Here is a 15,007-nt window from a genome sequence, read left to right as displayed (position 1 = left end):
CTGTGCGTTATGCCAACAATTTTTTCATTTTTTTAGAGGGTTTGGGAAACTTCCCAACAAGCAAAATCCCCGTCCGGCGCGTCAGCGGCAGGACAGGGATTTACGGAAGTGGGTACCCGCTTCCTATGCTTGCTATTCAAGTTTTTAGTTCTTCTGTACTTCGATACGGTAGTTGACGTATTTCCCGCCAGTGTCAGCCAGAACGATAGTTCCGTCATAGGTCTTGCCTGTTTTCGGGGAATAGAGCTTCTTCACATTCACTTTGCCGGATTTAAGGAGCGCGGCGGCAATCTTCGCGGAAAAAGCGGTCTTGCGTTCCTCGAAAAAGCGGTCATTCTTCCACATGACAAAGGCACATTCTTTGTTGCTGCAATAATAGTTTTTCTTCCCCTCATGGACGGGGGAACCGCAACGGGGGCATTTGCCGACAGAGGGCTTTTCCTCCCGGAACAAATCCTTTTTCCCGTCCAGTGCTGCGGCGTGTGTCTGCACAAGCTCCCGCGCCATAGCTTCAATGCCGGACAGAAATTCGCCGGGGTCTGCGGCTCCCTTTGCTATCTGCGTCAGATTGTTTTCCCATTCTGCGGTAAGCTGCGGGGAAGTGAGCATATCCGGCAAGACTGATATAAGGGCGGCTCCGTTCTGCGTGGGGATAAGCTGCTTCCCCTTGCGCTCTGCAAAGCCGCCCTTTACCAGTTTTTCAATGACGGCGGCGCGGGTGGCGGGAGTGCCAAGCCCCCGGCGTTCCGCGTCCGGGTCGGTGTCCCCGTTCCCGGCTCGCTCCATAGCAGAGAGAAGCGACGCTTCGCTGTGGGGCTTCGGCGGCGTTGTGGTATGCTCCGTTACTTTTGCGGCGGGGTTAGGAAAGTTCTGTCCCTCGGAAAGCTCCGGCAGCGTCACGCCCTCATTTTCCCCGTCCTCTGCTTCGGGCTTATCTTTCAGCGTCGCCCGGTATCTGCGTTCAAGCTCTTTCCAACCCTCCGCAAGTACGGTCTTTCCCCTTGCGGTGAAGTCTGTCCCGGCGCATGAGAAAACCGCCGTAACCGCTTCATAAATATGCGGCTCGGCGGTGGCAAAAAGCAGACGCGCCCCCGCAAGGGTAAGGATATTCTTCTCGCTTTCCGGCAGCGCGTCCGGGTCAGCCTTTGCAAGCTCCATAGTGGGAATGATTGCGTGGTGGTCTGATACTTTCTTGCTGTCTAATACCTTTGCAATCTCCGGCGTGAAGTCCGCGCCCGCCATAAAGGGGAGCTTTTCGCAAAGCAGCGCGATAATGTCCGCTGCGGTGCCGCCCATGTCGTCAGTAAGAAAGCTGCTGTCCGTCCTCGGATAAGTAAGGAGCCGCTTTTCATAAAGGGATTGTGCAAGGTCAAGGGTCTGCTTTGCGGTGTAACCGAAAATGCGGTTCGTTTCCCGCTGCAAAGAGGTAAGGTCAAAGAGCTTTGGCGGGGCTGCGGTTTTCTTCTCTCTGGTAAGGGAAACGCATACCGCCTTTCCCGCTTCGCAAGCCCCTTTCAGCGCGTCGGCTTCTGCCTTGTCCGAAATCCTTTCGCTTGCCGCGTCCGCGCCGGATAAATCAAGGCGAACATGATAATATTTTTCTTTCTGGAAATGGGAGATAGCCGCGTCCCGGTCGGTGAGCATTTTTAAGGTCGGGGTCTGGACGCGCCCCACGTTCAAGGTCTTTCCATACAGGCAGGAGAAAAGCCGGGTGGCGTTAATGCCGATAAGCCAGTCAGCCTTTGCGCGGCAGAGGGCGGACGCAAAGAGCGCGCCATAGTCCCGCCCGTCTTTGAGGGAAGCAAAGCCCGCCTTAATCGCCCCGTCCTCCATTGAAGAAATCCACAAGCGGCGCATGGGCTTCTTGCAGCCCGCCACTTCGTAGACAAAGCGGAAAATCAATTCACCCTCGCGCCCCGCGTCACACGCATTTACCACTTCGGAAACGTCGGCGCGGTGCATAAGCTCTTTAATGGTTTTGAATTGCTTCCCCTTGTCCGGGTCAACGGCGTACTGCCATTCCTCCGGCAGAATGGGTAAGCTGTCAAAACTCCATTTTTTATATTGCTCCCCGTAGGCGGCAGCTTCCGCAAGCTGTACCAAATGCCCGACGCACCATGAAATGAGGTAGCCGCCGCCCTCGATATACCCGTCCTGTTTCCCCTTAATGCCAAGCGCGGCGGCGATAGTCTGCGCCACGCTCGGCTTTTCTGCAATCACAAGTCTAAATGCCATGAAAAAATCCTCCTTTCAGCGTTCCGGCGCGGTGTGCTTCTTCTCCTGTGCCTGTTTCAGACAATAGCCGATACAGGGGGATTGCGCCTTATAAGGGCAACGCATACACGCCGGGGATTTTGGAACGGGCGGCGCACTGTCACGCCGCCCGGTGGGTCTTTGTACCATCATTTTTTCTAAAGGGTTTTCGGTAAAAAGCGTCATGCTTCCTCGTCCTCCTGTTCTTCATCAGAAAGCCCGTCCCCCTCGTCCTCGTCGTAATCGTCAAAATCGAAATCTTCAAGGTCGGTGTCGCCCTTGACGTTCTGCTTTGGCTTCATAAACTTAAAATAATAGAACGCGCCCCCGCCGCCAAGAAGTGCCACGACAAGGAAAAGCACAAGCCCGCCTGTATTGCCTTTCTCTTTGGGCTGCTCTGTTGGTTTCTCGGTTTCCGGCTCCGCTTCCTTGCCGCTGCAAGCGGTCATGTTGTCCTTGCAGACAGGGCAGCTCACATTTACCTTTCCGGCTTCGCATTTATCGGTGCAACTGCAAACGGCGGGCGGGGCTGCTTCGGTGCTTCCGTCCTCCATGAGTGCCATAAGGTCGGCTTCGTCCACTTGATTAAGGAAATGTACGGTGTCCTCGCCCTCGTCGTCCCGGTCGATAAGGATATAAAAGTAATTGCCGTTTTTGGTCGTCACTGTGATAAGCTGCTTGTTGCCGCCGAAATCGTCTACAAGGGTCGCGTTCCCGTCCGGGGTAAGGGGTTCTTCCTTTTCGGGTTCCTCATAGACAACGCCGCTGTCGTCGGTCGCGTCCTGTCCCTCCGGGGTCTGTGCAAAGGCGGTGACGGAAAAGCCGCCCGTCAGCATGAGGGCGGCGCAGAGTGCGGTCAAGGTTCTAAGGATTTTCTTATTCATTCTCGGTGTCCTCCATTTCTTCGGTGTCGTGGTCTGCGGGTTCTGCGGGGTAGCCCGGCGCGGCTTCCATGCCCGGAATACCGCCGCCGGAAAGCATAGCGGAAAGCTCATGCGGGGAAAGGCGCATGGAGCGCACAAGCTGTACGATTTGCAGGTTTTCCGCTTCGGTTTTCTGCGCTTCAAGCCCCCTTAATCTGTTCTGGTACTCGGTGATTTTCTCGCGGGTCTTTGCAATCTCTTTGTCGATACGTTCAATTTTGTTCATAGCCATCAATAAATTTCTCCTTTCTTTGCTCAAAAATATGTTAATTCCAGTTCATCAGCCCATAGCCTTTGATACAGGAGTAATTGACGGGGTAGCTCTTTATCTTGCAGGCGTCGCCGGAATTGCCCTCGACGGTATAGACGCGCTCCCCGTCCGTTCCGATAACAAGCCCCACATGGTCTGCGCTCCCGTCCCCGTCCCAGTCGAAAAAGATAGCGTCGCCGGGGGCGATATTCTCATAGCCCCTCGCGCCCCATTGCCCGCGTGACTGGAACCAGGGTACGCCCTGTGACTGGCACCCGGCAAAGCGCGGCTCGCTCTTTCCGGCTTGATTGTAGCACCATGAAACGAAACAGGCGCACCATTCCACGCGGCTGTTAAATCCGTACCAGCTCCAAAAGGGTCGCCCGCCCACGTTGCCGACTTGCCGCTTCGCAAGGTCTACAACGGCGGTGTTGCCGGGGCGTGTGCCGTTTACAAGCTGTACGCCGCTTAAATCCTCGGACGCGCCCATATCGGGGGAGCCGCCGCCGAAAATCAGCGGTTTGTTTCCGCTTGTTTCCAGATAGACGCGGTACATTTCAAGCTGCTGTGGCGTTAGAAGTTCCTCCGCAATCTCGGAAATGGGCTTGTTCGTCAGCTTCACGTTGAGGATATGGTACTCGTAGGGTACTTCCTCGGTGGTCGTTTCCCCTGTTTCCGGGTCTGTGCTTGTTTCTGTGCGGTAGCGGATTTCCGTTTCTTCTGTCAGCGTCAAAGTGTACTGCATGGCAAAGACGCGATTTAGCTCTGCCTGTGCGCTCTGCGGGGTGTAGGTCTGTAAAAGGGCGGTGAGGTAGGACGCTAACTCATGGGGGTTATGCCCGATACTGTCAAGGTCATAGCGGTATTCGTCATAGCCGGGGTGGGTGCTTTCGATATTGTCAATCTGCTGCTGAAGCTCGTTTTCCTTTGCGGCGTAATTGTTCTCCGTCGCCACAAGGTCGCTGTCCTCCGACGTGTAGGAAGTCCCAAGTATGCCGTTCATCAAGCCGGAGAACATGGAACCGCAAGAGGAAAGCCCCGCCGATACCATGATGAATAAGAGTAGCGCGGCAACGGCGATACATACGCCCGCCGGGTGCCGCCCTACAAAAGCGATTGCCTTTTTTGTTTCCTCGGCGGTCTTTTTTGCCGCCTTGCGGGTGTTCTCTGCGGCTTTCTGCGCCGTTTTTGCGCCGCCTTTCCTTGCCGACTTTGCATACTGCCGCTTGATTTGCTGCTTCTGCATGAAGCGGGAAAGGGGATTGCCCGCAATCTGCGGATTGTCATGCAGGGCTTTATGGTACTGAAAATCCACATTCGCCTTGAACGCCGCTTTCTCTGCCTTTGCCGCCGCCCGGTAGGGTTTGAGCTTGTGGCTGTGGTAGCCCTCCTTGACTTTCCGCGCCCCGTACTTTGCGCCGCGCTCTGCCAGTTCTTCGGATTTGTGCGCCCCCTCAACGCCGGAATTGTCCTTTTCAACGGAATGTATCTTGTTGTGGACGAAAATACCCGCTTCCTGTGCGGGGCGGGATAGCGGGTTATTGTGGGGCTTATTCTTTCCTATGGGCTTTTCCTGTTCCTCAAAATGTAGGCGGGTCTTGCCTTTCCCGGTGGCTTCATCAAAGGTGCGCTCCCGTACAAGTTTCTTTTCTTTGGGGATAGCCGCCTTTGCCGCGTCCAGACGGTCGGCTGCTTTGTCCGATTTTCGGATATACCTTTCAAGCTCCGGCGTTGCCCGTTCCTCGTCGGTAAACTGCAAGCGGGAAGATTTTTCTTTTGCTGTGGCTTCTGCCTGTGCTTTCCTCGCCGCCTTTTTGCTCGCCTTTCTGGTACGCGCCCCGTCGATACGTTCCAAGACGCGCTCGGCTGCTGCGGTGTCCTGTTCCCGTTCTGCCCCCGGCGCATGGGGAAGCGGCGGCGTGTCGGTTAAGGGCGGGGAAGTTGCGCCGCCCGGTAGGGGCTGCGCTGCCTGTTCCGGCTGCGGTGGGGCTTCGGTCTTTGCAAAGTCCGCGTCCCTTATCCGCTTGCTGATACGTTTCTTTTTCCCGGTAGCGGCGTTTACCTCGACAGCCCCCTCGCGGGTCATTTTCTGCGTGACTTTTTCACGCGCCTTATATTGTTTTATGTGTCTGTCCCTCCAATCCGCGCCCTTGCAAGGGCGCAATACTCGGCGTTTATCTCAATGCCTATATAATGCCTGTCAAGCTGCTTTGCGGCTGCCCCCGTCGTGCCGCTGCCGAAAAAGGGGTCAAGCACAACGCCGCCTTTCGGACAGCCCGCCTTGATACAGGTTTCGGCAAGTTTTGGCGGGAACGCGGCGAAATGCCCGCCCTTGTAGGGAACGGTATTGATAAGCCACACGTCCCGCCTGTTCCGCATGGTCGGCATGAGGGCTTCGTCGTAGTAGCTGCCGCTTCGCGCCCGGTTAAGCCCCTGTACGTTCCCCTGTCCGGGTACTTCGTCCGCATATTTCTGTCCCGCGCTGCGCCCGGTGCGGTACCGCGCCGCCGTTGTGGGGGCTAACGGCTCGGCTATGGCGGCTGCGTCATAAAAATACTTCTTTGACTTCGTAAGCAGAAAGATATGTTCATAGCAGCGGGTAGGGCGGTCTTTCACGCTCTCCGGCATGGGGTTTTCTTTCTGCCAGATAATGTCGCTCCGTAAATACCACCCGTCAGCGCGTAGGGCAAAGGCTAAAAGCCAAGGGATACCGATTAAGTCCTTTTGTTTGCAGCCGGAAACGCGGTTGTTTCTTGCAATCTGCTGTCCGTTTCTGCCTTTCGGGTTCTTCGGGTCTGCATGGTAGCCTTTATTTCCTGTGCCGCAGTAGGTGTCCGCGATATTCAGCCAGAGCGTACCGTCAGAACGCAGTACCCGGCGCAGCTCGCGGAAAACCTCGGTCAGCCTGTCAATGTACTGCTCCGGCGTGTCCTCCCGCCCAATCTGCATATCAAGCCCGTAATCCCTAAGCGCATAGTAGGGCGGGCTTGTGACGCAACAGTGTACGCTTTCCTCTGGAAGCTCCCGCAAGGCATAGAGCGCGTCCCGGTTGATGATTGTGTCAGTTTTCAGCCCGTTCATGCTTCGCCCACTTCCTCCGGCTTCGTCGTCATTACCCGGTAAAGCTCGGTGTCTTTCGGGAAGCGGTCTACAAAGGGCAGCACCACGTTCCCGTAGAAGATAAGCCCCTCGCCCGCTTCGGTGTGGGTGACATACTTCATCTGCTGCGGGGAGATGTTGAGCTGCTTTGCAAGGATAGCCCGGTCGCCCGCCGCCTGATTGAGCATGAGGACAAAATCAGAGTTTTCAAAGATATTCTCCACTTCGCGGGAAGCAAGCAAATCTTTGACGTTCTGCGTGATTGCTGTGGGTATGCCGCCCCATTTTCTGAAACGCTTCCAGATTTCAACGGAATAGGCGGCGGTCTGTTCCTCTTTCAAGAGAAGATGAAATTCGTCCATAAAATACCGGGTGGATTTCCTTTCTGCCCGGTTGACGGTGACGCGGTTCCATACCTGGTCCTGCACAATGAGCATACCTAATTTTTTGAGCTGCTTCCCAAGCTGCTTGATGTCAAAGCAGACAAGGCGGTTTGAAAGCTCTACATTCGTCCTGTGGTTAAAGACGTTAAGGCTCCCGGAAACATAAAGCTCCAACGCCGCCGCGATACGCGCCGCTTCCGGCTCCGGCTGCTTCAAAAGCTCGTTGTAGAGGTCGCCCAAGATAGGCATTTTCTCCGGGTCGGGGTCTGCAAGGAAAGGGCGGTACACGTTCCTAACAGCGCGGTCAATGACGGTCTTATCGACGGGCTGCAAGCCCTCCTTGCCGCCTATGACAAGCTCGCAGAGGGAGAGGATAAAGTCGGATTTCAGCGCAAGGGGGCTGTCGTCCTCGCTGTAATTGAGGTTAATATCCATAGGGTTCACATACTGGGGCTTCCCGTCAATGCCCTTGCCCGTAGGCGATAACCGTATCACTTGCCCGTCAAGCCGCTGCACAAGGGAAAAATACTCTGCTTCCGGGTCGCAGATAATTATGTCGTCGTCGGTAATGAGGAAAGCGTTTGTCATTTCCCGTTTGGCGGCAAAGGATTTCCCGCTTCCCGGCGTACCCAAGATTAAGCCGTTGGGGTTCTTTAGCTGCTTGCGGTCGCAGAGTATCATGTTGTTAGACAGGGCGTTTAAGCCGTAATACAAAGCCGCGCCCGTCTGAAAAAGCTCCTGCGTGATAAAGGGGATAAAGATAGCGGTGCTTGACGTGGTAAGCCCTCTTTGAATGGGGATAAGGTTCTCCCCAAGCGGTACAGAGGACATAAGCCCCGCTTCCTGTTGGTAGTCAAGGCGGGTTAAGGCGCAGTTGTTCTTCTGTGCAATGCCCGCCGCCGCGAATACGTCATTTTCCAGTTTCCTTTTTGTGTCTGCCATGTTCACCACAAGGAACGTCAAGAGGAACATTCTTTCATTCCGGCTCTGCAAGTCCTGTAAGAGGTTCTTCGCTTCGCTGCCGAAAGTGGCAAGGTCGGACGGGATTATATCCATGTCGTAGCCGCTGCGTACCGCTTTTTTCTGTTCTTCGATTTTCATTTTGTCAAGGTCGGTGATTTTCCGCTTGATTGTCTTTATGGCTTCGGTCTGGTCGATACTGTGGATATGCAGATTGACGATAACGCCCGTTTCCAAGTCCAGAATGTCAGATAAGATACGGTCGTTTAATTCCGGCGCAAGGATTTCAAGGAATGAAACCGCGCCGATTTTGCGCCCCATGCGGAAATACCGCCCCTCGCCAAAACGGAAAGAGGACGGGGCGATAAAGTCCTTTGTGGAAAGCCCGGACGGGGCAAGCCATGAAAAATCAAAGGCAAACTGCCCGCCCTCCGGGTGGAAAATGCCATGCAGCATTTTAAGGCGTTCATAGCCTGTCATGGGGCGGGCAGACACGCCCAAGAGCTTAAAGTTGTTGAGTACGTCCGTTTCGATACGGGCAAGGCGGGATTTCGCCGCGCCCAGACTGTCGGCTTCAATGGCAAAGGTGATATATTTTGCTTTGACAAGCCCGTTGTTGCCCTTTGCAAGCTGGTTTTTCAGCATATCCCGGTATTCTGTGCGGATAGAATTGAAAGCGTCCTCCTGTGCCGGGATATTGACCGCCTTTTCCGCTTCGCCGCGCTGCGTCCCCTGATTGATGAAAGAGAGCTGCACCGAAACGGAAGCGTCAAAGTAGTTGAGGAAGTCGCACCAGTTCTCAAAAATGGCGGTCTTGTCGTCTGCCTGTGCAAGCTGATAGTTAATATCTTCAAAGGCGACGGTCTTTGAGTATTTCCGTCCCGTAACCTTGCAGATACCGTCCGGGTACATCTGGATATAAGGGATTGTCTGCTGCGCGGTGTGCGCTTTCCCGTCGCCCTTTGCCTGTCTGATGATTTCCGCAATCTGCTTTTTCTCGGCGCGGGTGAGCTTGCGGGGCGGGTTAGGCTTTGCGCTTCCCGCCGCGCTGTTTCTTCGTGTTTCCTTTTGCAATCGCTGATACCTCCTTTTCAAGTTTTCTCTGCCGTTCTAAGACGGAATAAAAGTTGTCTGTCCTGTATGGTCGTTCTTTGGGGGCTATGAATTTCGTCTGAATGATGTTCTTCACCACCACTTCAAGGGGCTGTCCATGCTTCTCATACATGGCAAAGAGGAAACAGGGCAGCATGACGGCAATCATAGCCATAGACGCAAGGCTTGTGCCTGTGCTGTCTTTGAGCAGAAAGAAAAGCGGCAAGCCGAACAGGAGAGCCGCCGCAAAACATACAATCTGCCGTTTGGTAAGGTTGAACGCTACTTTTGTCTTGACTTTGGATAAGTCTTTGGGTACGGGTACATACGCCAAGTGAAAACCTCCTTTCTCTGGGTTTGGTGTTGCTGTAACTTCCCATAAGGGTAATCAAGGCAAAGGTCAATCTATGCCCTTTGCCCGCCCGTATTATATGGGGGTTATCCGCGTCAAGGTCGGGTCGTATTTTCGCCGCTTCGCTCTGAAAATCTCCACCCTGCCCTTGACACGCCGCTAATGCGCGGAGAATATCGACTTCGCCAGTGCGCCGGATTTGAACAGGGAGAAACAGAGGATAACGGTATAGGCTGCAAGGGAGAATATCGCGCTGTGCAGATTGTCCGCTATTATCATGTTGTTTACCAGAACCGCGTAAATGCCGACGCATATCATAATGAGGAAGCCTTGAAAACCGATAGCGAACAGGGATTTGAGGTAGTTGTTTCCTATCTGCCCCCATTCCCGGTTCGTCATTGTTGCAAACGGGATAGGCGATACCGAACAGTAAAGGTAAATCTCTATCATGCGCCCGTAGAGGATAACGGTTATCAGTACGGACATGATTTTCATGCACAAGCTCACAAGGCTTGTTTCCATGACAAGTAAGAGCAGTTCGGGGATTTCCATAGCGTCAAGCCCGTCCTGCATGGAAGCAAGGGCGGCGGCAACATCAATCTCTGTGCTGCCGCCGATTACCCCCGCCGCGCCGGAAACAACGTGCTGCGCCATATCGAACACCGCCATAGTGATGTCAAAGGTGTGCGTCACAAGGTAGACTGCCACAAACGCCTTGAACACCCACTTGAAGAACATGGAAGTGTCAACGTCGTGCATATTGTTCTTTTCCGTTACCATGCTGATAAGCTCATAGCATAGGACGTAGGTAATGACAAGCCCCGCAATGGGTACGATTACATTCTCACTAAGGGTCTGTATCATGGAGAATATATTTGCGTTCCACCCTTGCGGGGTCTGCCCTACCTCTGCGGCGATAGTGCCGACTTTCTCGTTTACGTCCCCGAACATAGTTGACAGATTACCGTTTATGGCTCCTATGAGGATTTCCTTTATCCATTCGTTAATCGCGTCAAGTATGCTCTGCATAAGCCTTTACCCGCGCTTCTTAACCGAACAAGCCGGAAAGCAGCGGTACAAGGGTCATGCCGATAAGGGCAACGCCGCCGCCCGCCATAAGCTGCTTCATGCCCTGGCTCTTCGCGCCCGGATTGTCGTTGCCGTAGCCCTCCATGAGATTGATAACGCCCCAGATACCAAGCCCGGCTCCAAGTGCTACAACAAGGGTCTGCAAAACGTCTACTGCGCTATTGAAAAATGCCATAAATAAATCCTTTCTGCCGCGTCTGCGGCTGTCCGGCAAGCGGACAAAAGGCGGTCAGCGTATGCCGCCGCATAAAAAAACCGCCCTCTGGTAAAGGCGGCTGTCCCCGCGCTGCGTAAGTTCTGCGGCGCGGCGGTATTCAGTTGTAGGGGGGTGCGGCTCCTGCCGCTGTGTGCTGCGCCGGAAAGTAGGGGCGCGTATCATGTAGCCGATATTGATATATGTGATTGCTTCGATTCCTCCTTTCGGTGTCCCGCTGTGCTGCCGGACGGGTATTATTCAGACTTGCGGGAAGTGAATAGCTTGCATAGCAAGGTGTTCGCTTCCCGCAAGTTCACAAAGGGGTAGCTGCCGCAAGGCAGCGTAGGGGAAGTGTAGCTTCCCCTGTCCCCCCCTCCCCGGCGGTCTGCCATGCTGTCACTGTTGAGGGATAAGCCCCCGGCGCGTGACATACTCCGTTGCAAAACGGCGGTGTTCCGCTTCCTTTTCCCGCCAATACTCCCATAATGCAGCGTCGGCGGCTTCCGCAACATTCATTAAAAACCGTTCAAGCTGCTTTTGTTTTTCCTCTGCGCTACGTTTCCTCATGGTCTGCGTCCTCCTGTAAGTCTGCTGCGTCAATCTCGTAATAGTCAAAAACCTCGTCGGGCTTGACAATGGCGGGGCGGCGTTTAAGGTGCTTTTCCATGTCAAAGGCGTTCTTCGGGTCTGCGTCGGATAGGTACTTGTATTTCGGGTGTTTCGTTATGTCGAATTTGTCCGAAAAGAACGGGCGCACCCCGCGTAGCTGCAAGATACATTTCCCTCCGTCCATGACTGCGATTTCATCTTCCGTCATAAGCTGCTTTCCCAATTTCTGATAGTTCAGCCCATGCGAAAGCTCCCGCCCCCTTGTTTCGGAAGTGTTGAAGCTGTCTATCGTTTCCTTGCCTAAAATCTCCGATATTTCTTTGAGCGTGGTTTTTTCCTTGCCGCCCAAGAAAAGCGTGGTGTCGCAGTTGCCGACTATGGTATCGGCGTTGTCCTTGTAGATTGCCTTTAGCTGTGACTGGCTCTGCAAGATGATTGACGCGGAGATTTCCCGGCTCCGTATGGTTGCGATTAGTTTCTCAAATTTGGGGATTTGCCCGATATTCGCAAATTCATCAAGTAAGCACCGTACATGGACGGGAAGCCGCCCGCCGTATTCATCATCTGCTTTGTCGCACAAGAGGTTGAATAGCTGTGTGTAGAGAATACTCACGACAAAGTTAAAGGTGTCGTCGGTGTCGCTGATAATCACGAAAAGGGCGGTCTTTCTGTCACCTATGGTGTCAAGCTCCATTTCGTCGGTTTCCATAAGCTCCCGCAGCTCCTTAATGTCGAATGGGGCTAACCTCGCGCCGCATGAGATAAGTATGCTTTTTGCGGTCTTGCCCGCCGCCAGTTTGTATTTTTTGTACTGCTTGACTGCAAAATGTTCCGGGTCTTTTTCTTCCAGACGTTCAAACATGAGGTCAACCGGGTTCTGGAAATCCTCGTCGTCCTCGCGGGCTTCCGACGCATTTATCATTTCAAGCAGCGTCGTGAAGTTCTTCTCGTCCTCTGGGGCTTCATACCAGATATAGCCGATTAGTGCGGTGTAGTAGAGCTTTTCCGCTTTCACCCAGAAATCCTCGCCGGATTTTTCCCCGTCGCCTTTGGTGTTGGCGATAATGGTATTGACTAATTTCAAAATGTCCTTTTCGCTCCGCAGATAGGCAAAGGGATTGTATTTCATGGATTTTTTGAAGTTAATCGTATTTAGCACTTTGATACGGTATTTGTACCGCTGCAACATTTTCCCGGTTTCCAAAATCAGTGTTCCTTTCGGGTCAGTGACGATATACGACGTTGGAAAATCCTTTGACGTACATTGCATGAGCGACGGTTTCACAAAGAACCGGGTCTTGCCGCTGCCGGAACCGCCGATTACAAGAATATTTTTGTTTCTTGCGTATTTCGGCTGCTTCGGGCGGCTGTTCATGGTGAGCCGTTCCGTCTGCGTTAAGGGGATATTGTTCTCAAATACCGGGTCTGTGTACGGCTTTATGTCGTCAGCCCCGCCCCAACGCGCCGAACCGTATTCTGTCCCGCGGCGGTATTTCTTCGCGTTCTTGCCTTTGGTGTAGATAATCAGCCGGACAATGACCGCCCCCGCAATGCCGATAAGTAAGTCTGCCGGGTGGAAGCTCGGCGCGATACTGGAAAAGGCGGTGGTAAAACCGTCCCCAAGATGTAGCAGCTTTGCGCTTGCGTCCGCGCCGGGGGATAGACGGACAGCCGCGCCCACTTTATCAAAGAGCCAGACAAAGAGCAGATACGGGAGATTTAGGATAAGCAGCTTCTTGATTTCCGGCTTCATAGCGATACCTCCCTGTCCTTGTTCTTGACCTTTGCCCGTTCCGCGTTCTTGCCCTGTGCGGCTTCTTTGAGCGTAGAGAGCAGCTTTCGGATAGAGGGCTTTTTCTCCTGTGTCAGCTTCTTTGCGGAAAACTCCTTAAAGGCTGCGGTCAGCACGTCCGCGTCCCGCCCCTTGAAAAAAACCAGATAGCGGGGCGGGCTTTCCGTTGCGTCCTTTTTCAGCGCAAAGTCGATACCGTACTTTTTCGCCGTACTCTCAAAGGCTTTGATATTGCCCTCGGTAATCTCAATGTTGGAAACGCCCGCGTTCTGCTTCATAAGCTGCTTTAAGCTCTGCTTTCCCTGTGGCGGTTTTGCAAGCTGCTTTTTGCCCTTTGACAGTATGGCTTTCATTGCCTTTTGGAGCGTCTGGGCGGTCAGCTTCCCGGTCTTGATGTAAAGGGCTATGGTCTTTTCGTTTACTTCGTCCTGCAATTCCTCGCGTCCTCCTTTCGCGTTTCTTTATGGGGCGGCGGTCAGATACGCACCCGCAGCCCGTTCAAGTCCTCGGCTCTGATACCCACAAGATACCAGTTGTCGCCGTACTCAATCCGGGTCGGCTTCCACTTGCCCCGCACGAATACGTCAAAGCACTCACCGCAATGCAAGCCCCCGTAGTAGCTGTTTAAGTCAAAGCGAATGTCGTAACGGTCGGTGCGCTCGTCAAATACCAATGCTCCTGTCATTTTCTGTGCCATAATAAAATCCTCCTTTTGTTGTTTTACAGGCTTTCGCCCGGTTTGAATGAATAATAGTCCGGGTCGCCGTACTGCGGCTTCTTCGGTGACAGTGCGCCGCTTGCCATGTCATGGGCGACAAGGGAAGTGTAATAATTGCCGATAGTGGACGGGGCGTTGAAAAGGGCTGCTTTCAGATATTGCTTGATGTTGCGGATTTTCGTTGTGTTCTCCCGCATACAGTCAAGCACAAAGCGGATATGCTCGCCGTCCAGTTTCATAAACTTAGATTTCACAAGCTCTGCCGGGTAGTCGTCCCCCGCAATCCGTACCCGCTTTCTGGCGGTGCATACGGTTTCAAGCATGAGGTCTACAATCTCGTCCAGCCTGTCCCCGTCAAACTTCATGTCCTGTTTGAGAATGTGGTAGTCGATATTGTCCTTGATGATTTCCCGGTATATATCAACTGCGCTCTGTGCTGCCGCTTCCGTTCCTTTCCGTTCCGGCGGCGTAGCCGCTTCTCTGCAAGGAGAGGGGTTAGGGGAAAGGATAGGAATGGAATGGGTACTTGATAAATCTGTATTTGATTTTTCTTTTTTTGGTAAGTCAGTTCTTTGTATATCTTTATTTAATTGCGTTGGATTTTCCAACGTAGGTTTTTCCAATGTTGGTTTTTCCTGCGTTGGATTATCCAATGTTGGATTTTCCAATGTAGGTAAATCCGGCGTAGGCGGCTGCGGCTGCTCGAATATCACATAGTCCGCGCCCCGCAAGCGTCCTTTCTCGTCGCGCTCCCTTGACCGAACGATATACCCGGCGCGTTCAAGCTCCTTAATGGCTTCGCGGATAGCGTCTATCTTCTCCCGGTTGATAAGGGATAAGCCTTTCAAGGTGTAGTCCCAATCTTCGGGGAGTGACAGCATTTGCGACAACAGCCCTTTTGCCTTTAAGGAAAGCTCCTTGTTGCGTAGGTGGTGGTTGCTCATTACGGTGTAGCCCTTGTTCCGTTCCACTCTGAAAACTGCCATAGTAAATCACTCCTTTTGCTGTGGATTTGTTACGCAGTAGAAGCGCGGTTTCGGGGGATAAGGTATAAATCCCTTGCCGCGCCAGATACGCGCCCGCAAAATCGCTTGTAGCAAGGCTTTTTCTGCCCCTACTGCGTAACAAAGGGCATAAAAAAGCGGCGTTCCTGTTCTCCCATGTAGAGAGTAAGAAACGCCGCTTCTGCGTCGTATTCAGTTTTTAGTACAATACCCTGCTTGTCCGTCGCTCGAAAAACCTTGATTTTCCAGTGTTTTCAAAAGTATCGTTATCTAACGTCAGCTTTTGA

General features: G+C 53.3%; 15 protein-coding genes. All 15 read right to left on the bottom strand.

All coding sequences use genetic code 11. The features are described 5' to 3' along the window. Nucleotides 1-144: 144 nt before the first annotated feature. Nucleotides 145-2,235, bottom strand: coding sequence for a DNA topoisomerase 3 (locus ABID13_RS27115; protein WP_002569178.1), 2,091 nt, complete (start codon nucleotides 2,233-2,235; stop codon nucleotides 145-147). 15 nt (nucleotides 2,236-2,250) lie between these two features. Beyond that, nucleotides 2,251-2,439: a hypothetical protein gene (locus ABID13_RS27110; protein WP_002569177.1), complete on the bottom strand. Its 189-nt coding sequence runs from the start codon at nucleotides 2,437-2,439 to the stop codon at nucleotides 2,251-2,253. Beyond that, on the bottom strand, nucleotides 2,436-3,137 hold the full coding sequence (locus ABID13_RS27105) for a DUF4366 domain-containing protein (RefSeq protein ID WP_002569176.1): 702 nt from the start codon (nucleotides 3,135-3,137) through the stop codon (nucleotides 2,436-2,438). The genes ABID13_RS27110 and ABID13_RS27105 overlap by 4 nt, the downstream gene beginning before the upstream one ends. After that, the gene (locus ABID13_RS27100; protein ID WP_002569175.1) at nucleotides 3,130-3,408 is read right to left on the bottom strand and encodes a DUF4315 family protein; all 279 of its coding nucleotides are present in this window, start codon (nucleotides 3,406-3,408) and stop codon (nucleotides 3,130-3,132) included. The genes ABID13_RS27105 and ABID13_RS27100 overlap by 8 nt, the downstream gene beginning before the upstream one ends. 34 nt (nucleotides 3,409-3,442) lie before the next feature. After that, entirely contained in the window at nucleotides 3,443-5,512 is a 2,070-nt protein-coding gene (locus tag ABID13_RS27095; RefSeq protein ID WP_002569174.1) for a C40 family peptidase, read from the bottom strand. Between the two features lie 35 nt (nucleotides 5,513-5,547). Beyond that, nucleotides 5,548-6,507: a DNA-methyltransferase gene (locus tag ABID13_RS27090; protein ID WP_002569173.1), complete on the bottom strand. Its 960-nt coding sequence runs from the start codon at nucleotides 6,505-6,507 to the stop codon at nucleotides 5,548-5,550. Beyond that, complete coding sequence (locus ABID13_RS27085) at nucleotides 6,504-8,942, bottom strand: VirB4-like conjugal transfer ATPase, CD1110 family (RefSeq protein ID WP_002569172.1); 2,439 nt, start codon at nucleotides 8,940-8,942, stop codon at nucleotides 6,504-6,506. Before ABID13_RS27085 ends, ABID13_RS27090 begins: the two co-directional genes overlap by 4 nt. Then, on the bottom strand, nucleotides 8,893-9,294 hold the full coding sequence (locus ABID13_RS27080; RefSeq protein WP_002569171.1) for a PrgI family protein: 402 nt from the start codon (nucleotides 9,292-9,294) through the stop codon (nucleotides 8,893-8,895). The genes ABID13_RS27085 and ABID13_RS27080 overlap by 50 nt, the downstream gene beginning before the upstream one ends. A gap of 177 nt (nucleotides 9,295-9,471) precedes the next feature. After that, nucleotides 9,472-10,341 carry a VirB6/TrbL-like conjugal transfer protein, CD1112 family gene (locus tag ABID13_RS27075; protein WP_002595174.1) on the bottom strand — a complete coding sequence of 290 codons (870 nt, stop codon included), beginning with the start codon at nucleotides 10,339-10,341 and terminating at the stop codon, nucleotides 9,472-9,474. 19 nt (nucleotides 10,342-10,360) lie between these two features. Next, on the bottom strand, nucleotides 10,361-10,576 hold the full coding sequence (locus ABID13_RS27070) for a Maff2 family mobile element protein (RefSeq protein WP_002569168.1): 216 nt from the start codon (nucleotides 10,574-10,576) through the stop codon (nucleotides 10,361-10,363). Between the two features lie 417 nt (nucleotides 10,577-10,993). Then, nucleotides 10,994-11,164 carry a hypothetical protein gene (locus ABID13_RS27065; protein ID WP_002569167.1) on the bottom strand — a complete coding sequence of 57 codons (171 nt, stop codon included), beginning with the start codon at nucleotides 11,162-11,164 and terminating at the stop codon, nucleotides 10,994-10,996. Further along, a complete protein-coding gene (locus ABID13_RS27060) occupies nucleotides 11,151-12,959 on the bottom strand; it encodes a VirD4-like conjugal transfer protein, CD1115 family (protein ID WP_002569166.1) in 1,809 nt (602 codons plus the stop codon). The genes ABID13_RS27065 and ABID13_RS27060 overlap by 14 nt, the downstream gene beginning before the upstream one ends. Then, entirely contained in the window at nucleotides 12,956-13,432 is a 477-nt protein-coding gene (locus tag ABID13_RS27055; protein ID WP_002569165.1) for a PcfB family protein, read from the bottom strand. Before ABID13_RS27055 ends, ABID13_RS27060 begins: the two co-directional genes overlap by 4 nt. A gap of 41 nt (nucleotides 13,433-13,473) precedes the next feature. After that, a complete protein-coding gene (locus tag ABID13_RS27050; protein ID WP_002569164.1) occupies nucleotides 13,474-13,695 on the bottom strand; it encodes a DUF5348 domain-containing protein in 222 nt (73 codons plus the stop codon). Between the two features lie 23 nt (nucleotides 13,696-13,718). Then, on the bottom strand, nucleotides 13,719-14,702 hold the full coding sequence (locus tag ABID13_RS27045) for a DUF6017 domain-containing protein (protein ID WP_002569163.1): 984 nt from the start codon (nucleotides 14,700-14,702) through the stop codon (nucleotides 13,719-13,721). Nucleotides 14,703-15,007 lie beyond the last annotated feature (305 nt).

Origin of the sequence: Enterocloster citroniae (assembly GCF_040545455.1) — a bacterium.
GTDB lineage: Bacteria > Bacillota > Clostridia > Lachnospirales > Lachnospiraceae > Enterocloster > Enterocloster citroniae.
Note: the sequence above shows the minus strand (reverse complement) of the source record. Positions and strands in the feature narration are given on the sequence as shown.

Excerpts from the sequence above, each read along its gene's own strand:
- ABID13_RS27115 (WP_002569178.1), bottom strand. The coding sequence starts at position 2,235 with ATGGCATTTAGACTTGTGATTGCAGAAAAGCCGAGCGTGGCGCAGACT.
- ABID13_RS27110 (WP_002569177.1), bottom strand. The coding sequence starts at position 2,439 with ATGACGCTTTTTACCGAAAACCCTTTAGAAAAAATGATGGTACAAAGA.
- ABID13_RS27105 (WP_002569176.1), bottom strand. The coding sequence starts at position 3,137 with ATGAATAAGAAAATCCTTAGAACCTTGACCGCACTCTGCGCCGCCCTC.
- ABID13_RS27100 (WP_002569175.1), bottom strand. The coding sequence starts at position 3,408 with ATGGCTATGAACAAAATTGAACGTATCGACAAAGAGATTGCAAAGACC.
- ABID13_RS27095 (WP_002569174.1), bottom strand. The coding sequence starts at position 5,512 with ATGACCCGCGAGGGGGCTGTCGAGGTAAACGCCGCTACCGGGAAAAAG.
- ABID13_RS27090 (WP_002569173.1), bottom strand. The coding sequence starts at position 6,507 with ATGAACGGGCTGAAAACTGACACAATCATCAACCGGGACGCGCTCTAT.
- ABID13_RS27075 (WP_002595174.1), bottom strand. The coding sequence starts at position 10,341 with ATGCAGAGCATACTTGACGCGATTAACGAATGGATAAAGGAAATCCTC.
- ABID13_RS27070 (WP_002569168.1), bottom strand. The coding sequence starts at position 10,576 with ATGGCATTTTTCAATAGCGCAGTAGACGTTTTGCAGACCCTTGTTGTA.
- ABID13_RS27065 (WP_002569167.1), bottom strand. The coding sequence starts at position 11,164 with ATGAGGAAACGTAGCGCAGAGGAAAAACAAAAGCAGCTTGAACGGTTT.
- ABID13_RS27060 (WP_002569166.1), bottom strand. The coding sequence starts at position 12,959 with ATGAAGCCGGAAATCAAGAAGCTGCTTATCCTAAATCTCCCGTATCTG.
- ABID13_RS27050 (WP_002569164.1), bottom strand. The coding sequence starts at position 13,695 with ATGGCACAGAAAATGACAGGAGCATTGGTATTTGACGAGCGCACCGAC.
- ABID13_RS27045 (WP_002569163.1), bottom strand. The coding sequence starts at position 14,702 with ATGGCAGTTTTCAGAGTGGAACGGAACAAGGGCTACACCGTAATGAGC.